This window comes from Achromobacter sp. MUI-25009338 (genome assembly GCF_057359325.1).
Genome location: NZ_CM170627.1, coordinates 1,248,282 through 1,263,202 on the forward strand (window position 1 = coordinate 1,248,282; position 14,921 = coordinate 1,263,202).

16 protein-coding genes are annotated in these 14,921 nt (G+C 62.8%); all 16 read left to right on the forward strand.

Going from position 1 to position 14,921, the window contains the following annotated elements; translation table 11 throughout:
- Positions 1-287 precede the first annotated feature (287 nt).
- The 16 genes from AC1IQ6_RS05815 to AC1IQ6_RS05890 all read left to right on the forward strand — a co-directional run bounded on the left by AC1IQ6_RS05815 (position 288) and on the right by AC1IQ6_RS05890 (position 14,825).
- Complete coding sequence (locus AC1IQ6_RS05815) at positions 288-1,100, forward strand: GTPase (protein WP_232886087.1); 813 nt, start codon at positions 288-290, stop codon at positions 1,098-1,100.
- A 655-nt stretch (positions 1,101-1,755) separates the two neighbouring features.
- A complete protein-coding gene (locus AC1IQ6_RS05820; RefSeq protein WP_232886084.1) occupies positions 1,756-2,307 on the forward strand; it encodes an STY4534 family ICE replication protein in 552 nt (183 codons plus the stop codon).
- A gap of 63 nt (positions 2,308-2,370) precedes the next feature.
- Positions 2,371-2,985, forward strand: coding sequence for a DUF3275 family protein (locus AC1IQ6_RS05825; protein WP_232886082.1), 615 nt, complete (start codon positions 2,371-2,373; stop codon positions 2,983-2,985).
- 91 nt (positions 2,986-3,076) lie between these two features.
- Entirely contained in the window at positions 3,077-3,394 is a 318-nt protein-coding gene (locus AC1IQ6_RS05830) for a hypothetical protein (RefSeq protein WP_232886080.1), read from the forward strand.
- Between the two features lie 102 nt (positions 3,395-3,496).
- Entirely contained in the window at positions 3,497-3,904 is a 408-nt protein-coding gene (locus AC1IQ6_RS05835) for a hypothetical protein (protein WP_232886078.1), read from the forward strand.
- Between the two features lie 16 nt (positions 3,905-3,920).
- Complete coding sequence (locus AC1IQ6_RS05840) at positions 3,921-4,181, forward strand: hypothetical protein (RefSeq protein WP_232886076.1); 261 nt, start codon at positions 3,921-3,923, stop codon at positions 4,179-4,181.
- A 75-nt stretch (positions 4,182-4,256) separates the two neighbouring features.
- Positions 4,257-4,907, forward strand: coding sequence for a hypothetical protein (locus AC1IQ6_RS05845; RefSeq protein ID WP_232886074.1), 651 nt, complete (start codon positions 4,257-4,259; stop codon positions 4,905-4,907).
- 60 nt (positions 4,908-4,967) lie between these two features.
- Entirely contained in the window at positions 4,968-6,077 is a 1,110-nt protein-coding gene (locus AC1IQ6_RS05850; protein WP_232886072.1) for a DUF6094 domain-containing protein, read from the forward strand.
- A 308-nt stretch (positions 6,078-6,385) separates the two neighbouring features.
- Positions 6,386-8,665 carry a helicase-related protein gene (locus tag AC1IQ6_RS05855; RefSeq protein WP_232886070.1) on the forward strand — a complete coding sequence of 760 codons (2,280 nt, stop codon included), beginning with the start codon at positions 6,386-6,388 and terminating at the stop codon, positions 8,663-8,665.
- A gap of 181 nt (positions 8,666-8,846) precedes the next feature.
- On the forward strand, positions 8,847-9,413 hold the full coding sequence (gene pilL2, locus AC1IQ6_RS05860; protein WP_232886068.1) for a PFGI-1 class ICE element type IV pilus protein PilL2: 567 nt from the start codon (positions 8,847-8,849) through the stop codon (positions 9,411-9,413).
- Positions 9,410-10,060: a hypothetical protein gene (locus tag AC1IQ6_RS05865; RefSeq protein ID WP_232886058.1), complete on the forward strand. Its 651-nt coding sequence runs from the start codon at positions 9,410-9,412 to the stop codon at positions 10,058-10,060. Before pilL2 ends, AC1IQ6_RS05865 begins: the two co-directional genes overlap by 4 nt.
- Positions 10,061-10,072: 12 nt before the next feature.
- On the forward strand, positions 10,073-10,801 hold the full coding sequence (locus tag AC1IQ6_RS05870) for a TIGR03759 family integrating conjugative element protein (protein ID WP_232886056.1): 729 nt from the start codon (positions 10,073-10,075) through the stop codon (positions 10,799-10,801).
- Positions 10,783-11,373, forward strand: coding sequence for a lysozyme family protein (locus AC1IQ6_RS05875; protein WP_232886054.1), 591 nt, complete (start codon positions 10,783-10,785; stop codon positions 11,371-11,373). The genes AC1IQ6_RS05870 and AC1IQ6_RS05875 overlap by 19 nt, the downstream gene beginning before the upstream one ends.
- Positions 11,370-11,915 (forward strand): integrating conjugative element protein, encoded by a 546-nt coding sequence (locus tag AC1IQ6_RS05880; protein ID WP_232886052.1) that lies wholly within the window; start codon positions 11,370-11,372, stop codon positions 11,913-11,915. Before AC1IQ6_RS05875 ends, AC1IQ6_RS05880 begins: the two co-directional genes overlap by 4 nt.
- A gap of 4 nt (positions 11,916-11,919) precedes the next feature.
- Positions 11,920-14,079 carry a type IV conjugative transfer system coupling protein TraD gene (gene traD / locus AC1IQ6_RS05885; RefSeq protein WP_232886050.1) on the forward strand — a complete coding sequence of 720 codons (2,160 nt, stop codon included), beginning with the start codon at positions 11,920-11,922 and terminating at the stop codon, positions 14,077-14,079.
- On the forward strand, positions 14,076-14,825 hold the full coding sequence (locus AC1IQ6_RS05890; protein ID WP_232886048.1) for a TIGR03747 family integrating conjugative element membrane protein: 750 nt from the start codon (positions 14,076-14,078) through the stop codon (positions 14,823-14,825). The genes traD and AC1IQ6_RS05890 overlap by 4 nt, the downstream gene beginning before the upstream one ends.
- Positions 14,826-14,921 lie beyond the last annotated feature (96 nt).

Below are 14,921 nucleotides of genomic sequence, written 5' to 3' on the forward strand. Positions count from 1 at the left end.
CCATCCGGCCCCTTTCGAGGGGCTTTTTCTTGCCTATAGCGCAGAAAGCGGACGCGGCATGGTGCTGTTTTCCGCAAGCGGGCTGGCTATTCCGGGGTCATTCTCAATCCCATGTTCGTCGGCGTTGCCGACACATGCCCAGGCTGCCGAGACCTTCGAGGCTGCAAGTGCGGGAAACCGCGCTGGTCGTTTCTTTCCCCGGACGCGCCGCGTCCATCTACGCCACCCACAAGGGACCCCTCCCTTGTGGACGGGAAGTCCCTTGTTTTTCTCTCAAGGAGATTTCCATGGATCGTTCTCTCGTAAAAGCTCTGATGCCTTCCCTCGTTGCCGGCCACGTGCCCCGTAACGCCAGAGGGTTCAAGTACCTGGTGTTCGATGGCCAGCCACTGTCCTCGACGATGGGCTTCACCATCGATCCCAGCCCGTTCGACGGCAAGGTGGTCGCGGCCACCGAAGAGGCCATCGTCGTCAAGGTCAAGCCCACCGAGTTCGCCGTGCTCGATCCCAACCTGGTAACCACCGTCCCGACGAAAGGTACCAAGGTGCACGTCGAACCGTATGCTCGCCGCCGTTTCGACGGGCTACGCGCTGACACGCCGGAGACAGTCACCGAAATGACCGCTGACGGTGTCCCCTACACCGTCAAGCGGTTCATGCTCGGTGCCGCGCCGGCCAAGTTTCCCATCCCAGAACCACAGTGCCTGGAACTGGGCCAACTCATCCAGCAGCTGGAGGAAATGCTGGCACCCGACGGCTATCGGAAGATCACACACATGCTGGTCGATGCGGGAGCCCGGGATTTCACCTGGGTCGACCCTACGCCGTCTATGATCATCGCCACCCCTCCGGCGATCAGTTTCACGGTCTCCACCGAGAAGTTCGGGGGCCGCGTGACGATCCTGTACGACCGCGCGGGTGACACCTATGTGGTGGAGCTGCACCGCGACGGCGAACTGGTCGATCGGCATGACGAGGTGTATTTCGACATGCTCGGCGAGGTACTGGAAAGGCTCATCGACGACGGGCGCTGGCGTCTGATCGGCGTAAACGTGATCGACGCCAAGGGTACTCGGCGACGCCCAGCGTTGGCTGCATGACGCCTCTCCCTGCCTACTGCCGGGTGGTGTATTCGCCCAACGTGACGGCCATCGGAAATCGCTGCGGCTTTTGGTCAAACGATGCTGGCTGGGTCGATCTTGACCGCGCCACGCGCTTCTCGACGGAAGAGACCAGGAGCTTGTTGCTTCCTATCTCGCCTGATCGCGATGCACGCTTCGTTCCATGGCAGGAAGCCCTGCGGTACTGCGGTTGAGCCCGCAGCCCGTCGGCGACCTGCCGCCACAGGCCTTTCACCCATCCGGGTGAAAGGCCTTTTTTTCCGCACAGCGTCGCCATCGCTGCGCAGGTGCCCGCCTTCCTGCTGCCAGTTGGTGGCTGAGCGGAAGGCCTGATGGTGCCTAAAAAGGGAACACCCAAATGCCTATTCATTGCTGCCTCGCGCGCGAGGTCCAGCCATGCTGAGCTCATGCCTGCTGACGTTGTCAGCGACATGCTAGGCAACCATCGGTCTTCGAGGTTGCGGCGCAGTTCCCACTGCGTGATCGAGCCAGCTCGCACAGCGTCCTTCAGCGAGCGGTCACCAGTCTCTCTGGTGGTGGATGCTTTATTTCTCAACCCATCCGCGGGGTTACGCACCGTTGCCCCGCATGCGTGGGGTTGGTGTGTCTCCGCTCTGTCTTATGGAGATTCACCATGACCACCAATTCCGACCAGACCTTTTTCGATCTACACATCTCCGGCTTGGGCTACCTCAATCGCATCCGCGAAGTGAAGCCCAAAAAGGGCGAGTCTTTCTTGGCCTGCGACATCGCAGCGCTCAACGGTCCCAGCGATAACGTCTCGTATGTGCGTTTCGACACGCGCGTATCGGGCTCCGAAGCGCAGCACCTGGTGCGCCGTTGCAGCCAGGCTGTCGAGGCCGAGAAGAAAGTGATGATCGGCTTTCGCCTGGGCGACCTGTGGACCGACACCTTTACCTATTCCAAGGGCAAGCGTGCCGGTGAAACCGGGGTGAGCCTGAAGGCACGCCTGCTGTTCATCAACTGGATCAAGGTTGACGGAAAGCTCGCCTACAAGGCCGAGTCCAAGCCGACCAGCTCCGACGAGCGCGACACCGATGCCCAGGCACCAGCCGAAGCGTCGGTGGAGCAGGAAGCTCCGGTTACGGAGCCCTCCTCCTCGGAGGTCGAGACGGCTCAAGAAGCTGCCGATGCCTCTGCATTGGAAGCCGAAGAGGCGTTCTGATCCCGATCCGCAAGGCCCCATTTTCCGGGGCCTTGCTGCTTTTCTCGACCGAAGGAGTTTCTCATGATCACTATCCCAGGCCAGTTGGCCATCAAGACCATTCACGGCAGGAACGGCGACTTCAACGTCGGGCGCCTGGCAACCTCGATCGGCGAGTTTGTCGTCAAAAACGCTGAACTCGACCAGTATGCGGAGGGCAAGTACGAGGGCGACTTCGCCATTGCCGAAATCCGTCCCTCCACCTACACGGCCAATGGCCGCATGGTCATCGAGATCCGCGCACTGCTAGGCGGTATGACGTTATCCAACATCGACGCCCTGAGCGGCGACGAGGCTCAGCAGTTGAGTCCGCAGGAAGTCGACCCGATTGACGAGGAGGCGCTGGCTCCCGCGACGGCCAAGCCCAAGGCAGCCGCCAAGGACAAGCCCCGCAATCCGCGTCACCCCCTAGTCGACACCACGCCGTTCGGCAGCGAGCCCTCGGCTCCCGTCACTGCGCAGGCCTCGACCGATGCAGGCGATGAGGCGTTGTTCGGGATGCTCTGGCCACTAGGCGAGGTCGTCAAACTCGATGCGACCGTGGATCGCCGCGTCCTGCGTCAGCAGCGCGACCGCCTCGGCGCAATGGGCTATGCCTTCGAACCGCTGTCCCAGGACTGGCACCTCGCCAAAGCCTGACCTATCCGTCGCAGCTGCGGCGTTCATCCACCCGCCGGGGTTCCTTCCCCCGGCGGGAACGGCGCCTCGGTTCTCTTTGGAGGCTTTCATCATGCAAACCACCACTTGCACCACGCTGGACGAAACAGCCTGGCGTGCGATCTGCGAGGCGGCAGCCGAAAACGCCCACCGTGGGTGTGGTCTGTCTCACGATCTCTATGTCGAGCTTTTCAGCAAGGAGATCGACGTTCAAGTCGATCGACTGCCGGAAGGTCAGCACATCCAGGCCCTGCAAATCGCAGCCCAGGAATGGGAGTACGCAACACCTGCCGAGCGGGAAGAAACCCAGGACTGGAATGCCAAGCATGGCTATTGCTCGCATGGCATCGAACTGGGCTATTGCCCTGCAGGTTGCGATTCGGACGATTGACGACTGGCACCTGACTTTATCGTCGCACACGCGACATTCACTCACCCGCCGGGGTTTTCCCCGTGCGGGAGGCCTCCGGCTCCACTTTTCCAGGAGGCCATCATGGGCTGGTATTTTTCTCCCCAATCGCGGTCTGAACTGATCGCGGATCTGATCGCATCGCAAGAGACCGAGCGCGCCAGCGTCAAGGTCATCGCCCACGCGCTGCGCGGCAACGTCCTCTGGTCCGTCGCGGAAGTGACGGTCAAGGCTGAAGGTGCGCATCGCCATCTGGCGCCGGGCCAGTCCCTGCGCTACATCCGCTGCGATCTGCTCGAACGCAGCGGCGACAAGTGGGGCTACAAGCCATTGGACGAGTCCATGCATCCCTACTACTACTCGTGCCCACTCTCTTATCTGGACCTCGCACCGGAACAGTCCGCTGACTGGCGTGCAGGCGTTCGCGCTTACCACGCGCGGCGGCGCACACCCAGGGCATCTGCGGCGCCCGCCGCGGCGCTGATGACCTGAGCCAGGAGCAACCGACATGGACCCGATTCTGGCGGTGCTCTCGCCCTCGCTGCTGAAGCTCGTTGAAGGGAGTTTGTCCAACGACGAAGTTGCCTCCGATGAGGAAATGCAGGAGTACTTCATCGACAACGGCCTCACCGAGGAACAGGCGCGGCAGGCACTGACCTATCGCGACCGATACCTCAGCCACATCTACCTGGACGGCTTCACGCCGATTACGGCGGTAGGCGAGGTCCTGCACTTCAATCCGTACACCCGGCAATTCGAGCCGGAGTGAGCGCTTTTATTCCACCCCAAGGGGCAGTACTTGCCCCAACGGGCGGTGCTGTTCCCGCTATCCGAGGACATCACCATGCTCGCAAACACTTCTTCCACCACGTTGTATCGAATCGACGAATGCCCGGACGTGATGGCCGACGCCTGCGTCGGCGATGACCAAGGCAACCTTGTCTTCCTGTCGATCTGGGCACGGGACACCGCCGTCCAGCAGTTCCTCGCTCGCCTGACCCTCGGGCGCGACGAGCAGGGGCTGGATCAGTTCCACGTCATCACCGACCAGGGCGGGAGCCTCCCGATGATCGTCGGCAACGTTGATCGCCTGGAGAAACGTATCACGCGCGCCTACCGGCGAACGCTGTTCGGTTCTCTATCCAACGTGTGGCTGTTCGATCAGCGCTGCGTCAAGCCCGACAAGGCCAACGCCAGCGCGCTCGCACTGCTGCCACAAGGCAGCGCCCATCGGCTTGACCGCCTATGGACGCTGGTGCGGGAAACCTGCCCGCTGCCACTTCTCGACCACTGGCACGAGACCGTGCTGGAACTTCTGCAAGCCCGCGAGATGCTGAGCCGCCTTCCGTTCGCCCTCGGGCCATTGGAAGGGCATCGGCTCGCTATCGACGTGCCGACGCTGACGTTGGAGCTGGGTTCCCTGATCCGCAGTGACGTGCTCACCACCTATCCCTACCCATCCAAGATTTGGATGTCGGAAACGGTACCTGCTTGATCCACCCGTGGGGGCACGCTTTGGCGTGCTTCTGCCTTTCATCCTCACCAGGAGACTTCCATGACCCTCATGTTCCCGCGGCTTGCCCGCAATTTCGCCAAGAACGGTTATTACCCGACCGACGAGCCAACGCTCGAAAGAGCCCTCAACGCACTGAGGCCCAGCGATGGGCAGATGTGCATCCTCGATCCCTGCGCTGGCGAAGGCGCGGCGATTGCTGAAGCAGCCCACGCCCTCGGGCGTGAGCAGGTCCAGGCGTTCGCCGTCGAATTCGACGCAGAGCGGGCACGCCATGCCCGCGGCCTGGTCGATCACTGCTTGCACGCGGACCTGATGGACACAATGATCAGCCGCCAGAGTTTCGGGCTGCTGTGGCTCAATCCGCCGTATGGCGACTTGTCCAAGGACGTCAACGGCAACATCGGTTATCAAGGCCAGGGACGAGCCCGGCTCGAAAAGCTGTTCTATCAGCGCACCTTGGCGTTGCTGCAATACGGCGGTGTGCTGGTCTTCATCGTCCCCGGCTACGTGCTCGACGCGGAGCTGGTCGGCTGGCTGACACGCCACTACGCTGATCTGCGAATCTACCGAGCGGTGGAAACGCAGTTCCAGCAGGTGGTGATCTTCGGTCGTCGGACGCGCCAGCGCGAGCTCGCGCCGGATGGCGTTAAAGCCGTGCGTAACCTGCTGCTGCAGGTTGGCCAAGGTGAGGTCGTTCCCGAGGAACTGCCGAGCGAATGGCCATTCCTGCCGTACACCGTTCCCAGCAGCCCGGCGGAGCCAGAGCAGTATTTCCGCGTGACGATGGAGCCTGAGCAGTTCGCCGACGAGGTGAGCCGGCTTCAGGGCCTCTGGCCGTCGCTGGACACGCATCTGGGAGCCGCGCAGCAATCGTTGCGTCCACCGGCACGCGCTCTTTCCCACTGGCATCTCGCCCTGGCCTTGGCTGCTGGCGCGATCTCCGGCGTCGTTCGTTCCAAAACGGGCCGTGTGCTCGTCGTCAAAGGTGATACCCACAAGGACAAAACCCTGAAGCGGGAATTCACCGAACGCGACGATGGATCGGTCGCCGAAACGCGAATCCTCACCGACCGATTTGTTCCGGTCATCCGCGCATGGGACATGACGCCCGATTCCCCGACACGGGGCGAAGTCTTGACCATTCGATGATCGTCCAGCTTTCCGAAGAGCAGGACATGCTCTGAAGACGCTGCATCGTCATTTTCATCCACCCACCGGGGGCCAGTCGCCCCGATGGGGTGCCGTGGCCCCTCCATCTCCAAGGAGCTATCCATGGCACACGAAGCCGTTTTCATCAGCTTTTTTCCTAACGTTCGCTTGATGGCCATAGCGTGACGTTTTTTCCATCTCACGAGTAATCGCATTCTGCGGCCACGCGCCGCTTCTTCTTCCCACCACGGGGCATGTTATCGCCCCGATGGGGGTGGTGCATGCCCCATTTTCTTTGGAGCATCACCATGTCCCTTGATCTCGAAACCACTGCCGCCGACGTCGAACCCGTCCAGGGCGAACTGATCGAAGCGGAACACGACCCTCTGACCCTGAGCCTTCAGGATTTCGTCGGTGAGTTCGGAGACGAACTGCTCGACGCCCTCAACAGCGCCAACCCGCCGGTCTATACCGGCCAGCCGAAGGCGCATCGGCAAATCGTCGTCGCCAGTCTCAAGCGCAAGCTGTTCCCGGCCCAGGCCGAAGTTGTCCATGCTGCCGCCGAATTGCTGATCGACCGTGGCGAACGCGCTGCGATCGTCAATGGCGAAATGGGCTGCGGCAAAACCACAGTGGGCATCGCCACGGCTGCTGTACTCAATGCCGAAGGCTACCGTCGCACCCTGGTTCTCTCTCCGCCTCACCTGGTCTACAAGTGGAGGCGCGAGATCCAGGAGACAGTAGCGGGCGCCAGCGTGTGGGTGCTCAATGGCCCAGATACGCTGGTCAAGCTCCTCCGGTTGCGCGAGCAATTGGGTGTGCAGCCTACTGGCCAGGAGTTCTTTATCCTGGGCCGCGTCAGGATGAGGATGGGGTTCCACTGGAAGCCTGTTTTTACCCGTCGACGCACTCGCCACGGCGATGTGGCAGCGTGCCCGGACTGCGGCACGGTCATCACCAACCTCGACGGCGAACCGGTCAACCCAGTTGAGCTGGAAGCCGAGGAGTACCGCAGGAAGTGCAGCCACTGCGCTGCGCCCCTGTGGACGCTGATCCGCCCGCGCAGCCTGTCCGGCAACGACCAGTCCGCGGCAGTTCTCAAAGCCCTCAAGCGAATCCCGACCATCGGGGAAGTCACCGCGCGAAAGCTCATGAAGCGCTTCGGCGATGGCTTCCTGGCCTCGATGCTGGGAGACAACATCCACGAGTTCATCAACCTCATGGATGGCAACGGCGAGCTGGTGTTTTCTGACCGTCAGGCTACACGTATGGAACGCGCGATGGCCAACATTGAATTTGGCCTCGGCGAGGGGGGCTATCAGCCCAGCGAGTTTGTCAAGAGGTACTTGCCGCAAGGGACGTTCGACTTGCTGATCGCCGACGAGGCGCACGAGTACAAGAACGGCGGCAGTGCACAGGGCCAGGCCATGGGCGTACTGGCGGCGAAGGCTCGCAAGACCTTGCTGCTGACAGGCACGCTGATGGGCGGCTATGGGGATGATCTGTTCCACCTGCTATTCCGAGCCCTGCCTGGGCGGATGATCGAAGACGGTTATCGTCCGACCACGAGCGGCAGCATGACCTCGGCGGCGATGGCGTTTATGCGCGATCACGGCGTCCTTAAGGATATCTATTCCGAGAGCACCGGCACTGCGCACAAGACGGCCAAGGGCACCAAGGTATCGGTGCGCACGGTCAAAGCACCAGGATTCGGGCCGAAGGGGGTCTTGCGGTGCATCCTGCCGTTCACCATCTTCCTGAAACTGCGAGACATCGGCGGCAACGTCCTGCCGTCGTATGACGAGGAGTTCCGTGAGGTCGAGATGGACCCGGCGCAAGCCGCGGCCTACCGCGACCTGGCGGGTCGGCTGACCGCGGAGCTGAAACAGGCTCTGGCGCGACGCGATACGACGCTGCTGGGTGTGGTGCTCAACGTGCTACTGGCCTGGCCGGATTGCTGCTTCCGGTCGGAGACTGTGGTGCATCCACGCACGCGCAACACCTTGGCGTTCGTCCCGGCTCAGTTCAACGAGTTCGAGGTGACGCCGAAAGAGCGCGAGCTGATCGAGATCTGCAAGGAAGAGAAGGCGCAGGGCCGCAAGGTCCTGGCCTACACGGTCTATACCGGCACGCGCGACACCACGTCGCGCTTGAAGATGCTGCTGGAGCAGGAAGGCCTGAAGGTGGCGGTCTTGCGCGCAAGCGTGGACGCCAGCCGCCGAGAGGACTGGATTGCCGAGCAGCTGGATCGTGGCATCGATGTGCTCATTACAAATCCTGAGCTTGTGAAGACCGGGTTGGATTTACTGGAGTTCCCCACGATCGTCTTCATGCAGAGCGGCTACAACGTGTATTCGTTGCAGCAGGCGGCAAGGCGCTCGTGGCGCATCGGGCAGAAGCAACCCGTGCGCGTGATCTACCTTGGCTATGCCGCTTCCTCGCAGATGACCTGCCTGGGGCTGATGGCCAAGAAGATCATGGTCTCGCAGTCCACCTCGGGCGACGTACCCGAATCCGGGTTAGACGTACTCAACCAAGACGGTGATTCCGTCGAAGTGGCTTTGGCCCGGCAGCTCGTCGCTGCTTGAGCCCTCTATAGGTCGGCGCCCATTGGGCGTCGGCCTTTTCTTCTGCGCTCGGTAGGACTTGGGGCGAAAGGGATGCGCAGCCTCTTCCAAGAAAACGGGGAGGCTCACAGTTCGCATTCCTGGCTGACTGCATCACTGCATGCCGCCAAGGTACTGGTATCGCAACAAAAGAGCCAATGCCATGCCTGTAATCCACGTATCCCGGCGTCAGGTCAGTACTGGCCTGCTGGCCGCAGCCCTAGTCAGTGGCTGTGCGACAACGACGGTACCGCCGACACCCGACCCTATCGAGGAAGTGGCGAGCGCGCCCGAATATGAGGTACCGGATTTAATTCCCGTCGTGCGCTACGGGCGGTACACGTTGGTCGAACTTGCTCCCACCGCTGCCCAACGCGACCTACTGGTGCAAGTGATCGACGTCGCGGTCCCAGCGGATGCACGGGCCACAGTGGGCGATGGCCTGCGCCACGCGCTCCAGCGCAGCGGCTACCAGCTTTGCGACAACGCCCATGCGTTGATCGAGCTGTATTCGCTGCCGCTACCGGCTGCGCACCTGCATCTGGGGCCGATGACGCTGCGTGACGCGCTGCTCACGCTTGCCGGGACGGCCTGGGACTTGCAGGTCGATGACCGGGCACGTCAGGTCTGCTTCGTGCCCGCTGGCAAGCCTTTCACAGAGCCCGAGACCGAGACGTCGGGGACGTCGCCGGTGCAGATTTTCCCCATCGTTGATGGAGGCCAGCCATGAACGCCGCGGCTTCTACGCCGCGTTCGCGCGCGGCATTCTTGTTGTATCTGCTGTTGTGGGCCTGGATGGTGGGCTTGAGTGCATTGGTGCTGGTCAACTTCCGTGTCACGGGTGATCTGGCGGGCCAGAACCAACTTGACTCGGCCTTGCGTCAGCTACAGGTGCTCGAAGGCCGCATTGCCGAGCTTGCCGACGACGTACAGGCACAGCAAGCCCGCCCGGAAGCAGCGACCGCCGCTGCTCTGCAGGACACCCGGCAGCATCTTGAAGCCGAGATTACCCGACTCGAACAGTCGCTGACCGGTTTCGCTACCCAGGCCGACCTGCAAGCGTTGCAGACCGACATCGAGCAATTGAAGGCGCAGCGCCAGGCTGCCGTGAGCGTGCCCGCAGCGCCTCGTCCCGCCAAGCCCGCGGCGGCGCCGAAACCGGCACCAGAGCCGTTCCCCTTTCGCGTGATCGGTGCGGAACTGCGAGCCGGCCAGCGCGCCGTCTCCATTGCTCCCGCCACCGAGCCGCTCGCGACCGGGCAGATCCAGGTGCTGCTGCCCGGCGACCGTGCCGGGCGTTGGCAGTTGCAGAGCATCGACGGCAACACCGCCGTCTTCCAGGCTGGCGGGCAGACACGCCGGCTGGCGATTCCTTGATCGGGTGGCGCCATGCAATCTCGCACATTGTCCATGTTGATCCTGTTGGCCGCGATGAGCGTGCCGGCCTTCGCGCAGCAGCCCGCCAGCCAGAACTCACTCGCGCAGCCTTCCCGCGTTGCGCAGAGCCAGATCGGCCAGGCACGTGATGAGCGCCTGGCGCAGGACTGGGGCCTGAGTGGCGACGAATGGGGACGCTACCGGGAGCTGATGGAAGGCCCGCTTGGTATCCATTCGCCCAACCTCGACCCGCTCACTGCGCTTGGCATTGAAGCGCGCTCCGACGAGGAACGCCGCCGCTATGCCGAGTTGCAGGTGCAGGTCGAGGCGCGCCGCGTGGAAAAGCTCCTGGCGTATCAGCGGGCCTACGACGATGCCTGGCAACGCCTGCACCCCGGCGCCCAGCGGGTGAATCTGCCCGACGCGCTGCCTGGGGGCGGTGTGTTGACTGGAAGCGGTCGCACCGCCGTGTTCGTCAGGGACAGTTGCACTCTGTGTGCCCAGGTCGTGCAGCGCCTGCAGACGGCAGGCGCTGAGTTCGACTTATATCTGGTGGGCAGCCGCCAGGACGACACCCGTATTCGGGCGTGGGCCAGGCAGGCGCAGATCGATCCGGCGCGCGTGCGCAGCGGTTCGATCACCCTCAACCACGACGGTGGCCGCTGGCTGGCGCTGGGTCTGTCCGGCGAGTTGCCCGCGGTGGTGCGTCAGGTGGGCGGCCAATGGCAGCGCCAGCCCTGATGCCGTCGTGGCCCCGGTGCGTGCTGCTGGCCGTCGTGCTGGTGACCGGGCCGGCTCTGGCTCAGGAGATTCCACCCCCAGCCTACCAGTTGGCGGCCCAGCGCGCAGACATTCCCTCGGCCGTCCTGTACGCAGTGGCGTTGCAAGAAAGCGGCGTGCGCCGGGGCGACCGCATCGTGCCATGGCCCTGGTCGCTCAACGTCGCCGGCCAGTCGCGGCGCTACGCCTCGCGGGCCGAGGCATGTGCGGGCGTGAGCCAGGCCCTGCGCGAAGTGCCGCCCACACGTATCGACGTGGGGCTCGGACAGATCAACCTCGGCTATCACCCGCACCGCTACCGCAAGCCCTGCGACCTGCTCGACCCCTACGACAACCTGCGTATCGCCGCCGACATCCTCAAAGAGCAGCACACCCCCGGAGAGGACTGGCTGCTGGCCGTCGGGCGATATCACCGACCGGCCGGCGGCGCACCCGCGGCGCGCTACCGGCGCAGCGTTTCCCAACACCTCCAGCGCGTGCTCGGCCCCCAACACGCCGCCGCACATGCGCCCCGCCAGGAGAACAGCCGATGACTTCACCCATCCGGGCCGCCCACGGCCTCCTTGTCGTGATGCTCGCCACCGTGCCGATGGGTGCGGTGTGCGCCACACCGCCCCTGATCGTAGTCGAGGACGGCGGCGGTGCTTCCGCGTTGCCGTACTACGAAGCGCTCGACCTGCAGCCACGTGCCGCGAACAAGCCGCTTCCTTCCATCGTCATTCCTGAAGCGCCGAGTGCCGCCGTCGATGAGACGGCCATGCTGCCGGTGCGCAGCGCCAGGCTCACGCCAGGAACGGTTGCCCGCCGCGTCATCGAGGCCCCCGGACTGCAGCCGTTCTTCCTGGTTGGTGACGACGTGGCTTCCCAGGCCTGGCTAAGGCAGAACGCCGATGCGCTACGCGAACGCAACGCCTGGGGCCTAGTGGTCAATGTCGAGACGGCCCAGGCACTCGCACAACTGCGTGCGCTCGTGCCGGGCCTGAACCTGTCACCAGTGTCCGCAGACGAACTGGCCGAGCGCCTGGGCCTGCGGCACTACCCGGTGCTGGTCACCTCGACCGGTATCGAGCAGTGACGTCATGGCGCAGACGCAGCCCGTTGAGGTTCTGTTGCGACCAGCGGTGGAGCTATACACCGTGGCGGTCTGCGCCGGCGCCGCGTTTTTGTGCATGGTGGCCCCGTGGTCGCTCGCGCTGACACCCGCCATGGGCATCGGCAGCGCGTTGGCGTTCATCGCCTATGGCGCGCTGCGCTGGCATGACGCGTGGGTGATTCTGCGCTACAGGCGCAACATCCGCAGACTGCCGCGATACGTCATGACGAGTCGGGACGTGCCGGTGAGCCAACAGAGGCTGTTTGTTGGCAAAGGGTTTCGATGGGAGCAGCGGCACACTCACCGGCTCACGCAGACATATCGGCCCGAGTTTCGCCGCTACGTCGAACCGACTCCCGCCTACAAGTTGGCCCGGCACCTGGAGGCGCGCCTGGAGTTCGCGCCTTTTCCGTTGTCGCGGCTGTCCCGGCTGACACGCTGGGATGTGCCGTTCAATCCGGTCAGGCCGTTGCCACCGGTCGGCGGCCTGCCGCGCCTGCATGGGATCGAGCCGGACGAAGTCGACGTCGGTCTGCCTCTGGAGGAGCGCGTCGGCCATTCGCTGGTGCTAGGAACGACGCGCGTAGGCAAGACGCGGCTCGCCGAGCTGTTCATCACCCAGGACATTCGCCGCCAGAATGCCCAGGGCGAGCATGAAGTCGTGATCGTGTTCGACCCCAAAGGCGACGCGGATCTTCTCAAACGCATGTTCGTCGAAGCTCGGCGCGCTGGGCGCGAAAACGAGTTCTATGTGTTTCACCTCGGTTGGCCCGAGATCAGCGCGCGCTATAACGCCGTGGGGCGTTTCGGGCGTATCTCGGAAGTCGCCACGCGCATTGCCGGACAGCTTTCCGGCGAGGGCAATTCGGCTGCATTTCGCGAGTTTGCCTGGAGGTTTGTGAATATCGTCGCCAGGGCGTTGATCGAGCTGGGGCAACGTCCGGACTACCTGCTGATCCAGCGGCACGTGATCAACATAGACAACCTCTTCATTGAATATGCACAACACTATTTCTCAAAGCATGAGCCAAAAGCCTGGGAGGTCGTTGTCCAGATAGAGGCCAAGCTCAACGAGCGGAACATTCCGAGGAACATGATCGGGCGGGAAAAACGTGTGGTGGCGCTCGAACAGTATCTCAGCCAGGCGCGCAGCTACGATCCGGTGCTCGATGGCCTGCGTAGCGCCGTCAGGTACGACAAAACCTACTTCGATAAGATCGTTGCGTCGCTATTGCCGTTGCTCGAAAAGCTGACCAGCGGAAAAATCTCCCAACTGCTCGCGCCGAACTACTCCGACCTGGAAGATCCCAGGCCCATCTTTGACTGGATGCAAGTGGTCAGAAAGAGGGCGGTGGTCTATGTCGGACTGGACGCGCTGTCGGATGCCGAGGTAGCCGCCGCTGTCGGGAACTCGATGTTCAGCGACATGGTTTCGGTCGCCGGCCACATCTACAAGTTCGGCATCGATGATGGTCTTCCTGGTGCGCAGCCGAACGTCAAGGTGCCGATCAACGTCCATGCAGACGAATTCAATGAACTCATGGGGGATGAGTTCGTTCCCATGATCAACAAAGGGGGTGGTGCCGGGCTGCAAATCACGGCTTATACCCAGACGCTCTCCGACATTGAGGCACGTATAGGCAATCGGGCAAAAGCCGGGCAAGTGGTGGGTAATTTTAATAATTTATTCATGCTGCGAGTGCGCGAAACGCTCACTGCGGAGTTGCTGACCCGCCAGCTTCCCAAAGTGGAGGTGTATACGACGACGGTCGTCAGCGGAGCCACCGACAGCTCCGATATCCACGGTTCCACCGACTTCACCAGCAACACGCAGGACCGTATCAGCATGCAGAGCGTACCGATGATCGAGCCCTCGCATGTGGTGCAGTTGCCGAAAGGTCAGTGTTTCGCGCTGATGCAGGGCGGTAATCTGTGGAAAGTGCGCATGCCGCTTCCGGCCCCCGACCCGGACGAGGCCATGCCCGAGGATTTACGGCAGTTGGCGACGTACATGCGCCAAAGCTATACAGAGGCCGGTCGCTGGTGGGAGAACCTCGGCTCCCCGGCTCTGCAGGAGCGGCCGCTGCCCGACGAGCTGTTGGACGATGGGGTGGCAGAGTCCGCTGATCAGGGCGATACGCCATGAGCGATCCGGCCTCGACTGCACAGCGGCAGCAACAGCGTCGGCAAGGCCTGATCGCCAGTGCGATCTCCTTGCCGCTGCGGCTGTTCGGCGTGTTGATCGCTTCGTTGATGCTGTCGATCTTGATCGAGTGCGTAGGTATGCACGCGTTCTGGAAAGAACAGGGCTGGCGCCACGCGCAATCAATGCTGCAGTACGAGCTGGGGCATCTGTCGAATCACTTCACACGCAGCCTCATGGTGCGTGAGCCGGGGCATACCGCCCATCGTCTTGTGGAGACTGGCTACGACTGGGTGTTCGTCAAGACCGGACTGCTCGACAAAATGCGCGGGACTGCCGAACGCGCCCAAGCGCCGGTCCAAGGGCAAGCCCGGGATTTCCGCTATTACGTCAGCCAGGCATACACCTGGGCCGAGCGCTATCTGATTGCTGCCGCTTTCACCACCTTGACCTTTCTGGTGCGCCTGTTGGTGCTGTTATTGACCCTGCCGCTGGTACTGACGGCAGTATTCGTCGGGTTGGTCGATGGTCTGGTTCGTCGCGACGTGCGAAAGTTTGGCGCTGGAAGGGAGTCGGGCTTCTTGTATCACCGCGCGAAAGCCTCGTTGCTGCCGCTGGGGGTGCTGCCCTGGGTGATCTACCTGGCGATGCCGATCTCAGTGCATCCGCTGTTGATCCTGCTGCCCAGCGCGGCCTTGCTGGGCTTTGCGGTGTCACTGACCGCGAGCAGTTTCAAGAAGTATCTGTAGATGATCAGGCTTGAGCACCTACTCCCAGTCCAGCTTTCCGAACTGCATTCGTCGAGCTACCCGTTTCCAAACCGTCTTCACTGCTTCGCTCGCCCC

What these genes read in the sequence shown, in the direction of transcription:
- AC1IQ6_RS05865 (WP_232886058.1), top strand. Translation starts at nt 9,410, where the DNA reads ATGAACGCCGCGGCTTCTACGCCGCGTTCGCGCGCGGCATTCTTGTTG.
- AC1IQ6_RS05820 (WP_232886084.1), top strand. Translation starts at nt 1,756, where the DNA reads ATGACCACCAATTCCGACCAGACCTTTTTCGATCTACACATCTCCGGC.
- AC1IQ6_RS05855 (WP_232886070.1), top strand. Translation starts at nt 6,386, where the DNA reads ATGTCCCTTGATCTCGAAACCACTGCCGCCGACGTCGAACCCGTCCAG.
- AC1IQ6_RS05845 (WP_232886074.1), top strand. Translation starts at nt 4,257, where the DNA reads ATGCTCGCAAACACTTCTTCCACCACGTTGTATCGAATCGACGAATGC.
- pilL2 (WP_232886068.1), top strand. Translation starts at nt 8,847, where the DNA reads ATGCCTGTAATCCACGTATCCCGGCGTCAGGTCAGTACTGGCCTGCTG.
- AC1IQ6_RS05825 (WP_232886082.1), top strand. Translation starts at nt 2,371, where the DNA reads ATGATCACTATCCCAGGCCAGTTGGCCATCAAGACCATTCACGGCAGG.
- AC1IQ6_RS05890 (WP_232886048.1), top strand. Translation starts at nt 14,076, where the DNA reads ATGAGCGATCCGGCCTCGACTGCACAGCGGCAGCAACAGCGTCGGCAA.
- AC1IQ6_RS05840 (WP_232886076.1), top strand. Translation starts at nt 3,921, where the DNA reads ATGGACCCGATTCTGGCGGTGCTCTCGCCCTCGCTGCTGAAGCTCGTT.
- AC1IQ6_RS05875 (WP_232886054.1), top strand. Translation starts at nt 10,783, where the DNA reads ATGGCAGCGCCAGCCCTGATGCCGTCGTGGCCCCGGTGCGTGCTGCTG.
- AC1IQ6_RS05835 (WP_232886078.1), top strand. Translation starts at nt 3,497, where the DNA reads ATGGGCTGGTATTTTTCTCCCCAATCGCGGTCTGAACTGATCGCGGAT.
- traD (WP_232886050.1), top strand. Translation starts at nt 11,920, where the DNA reads ATGGCGCAGACGCAGCCCGTTGAGGTTCTGTTGCGACCAGCGGTGGAG.
- AC1IQ6_RS05870 (WP_232886056.1), top strand. Translation starts at nt 10,073, where the DNA reads ATGCAATCTCGCACATTGTCCATGTTGATCCTGTTGGCCGCGATGAGC.
- AC1IQ6_RS05850 (WP_232886072.1), top strand. Translation starts at nt 4,968, where the DNA reads ATGACCCTCATGTTCCCGCGGCTTGCCCGCAATTTCGCCAAGAACGGT.
- AC1IQ6_RS05815 (WP_232886087.1), top strand. Translation starts at nt 288, where the DNA reads ATGGATCGTTCTCTCGTAAAAGCTCTGATGCCTTCCCTCGTTGCCGGC.
- AC1IQ6_RS05880 (WP_232886052.1), top strand. Translation starts at nt 11,370, where the DNA reads ATGACTTCACCCATCCGGGCCGCCCACGGCCTCCTTGTCGTGATGCTC.
- AC1IQ6_RS05830 (WP_232886080.1), top strand. Translation starts at nt 3,077, where the DNA reads ATGCAAACCACCACTTGCACCACGCTGGACGAAACAGCCTGGCGTGCG.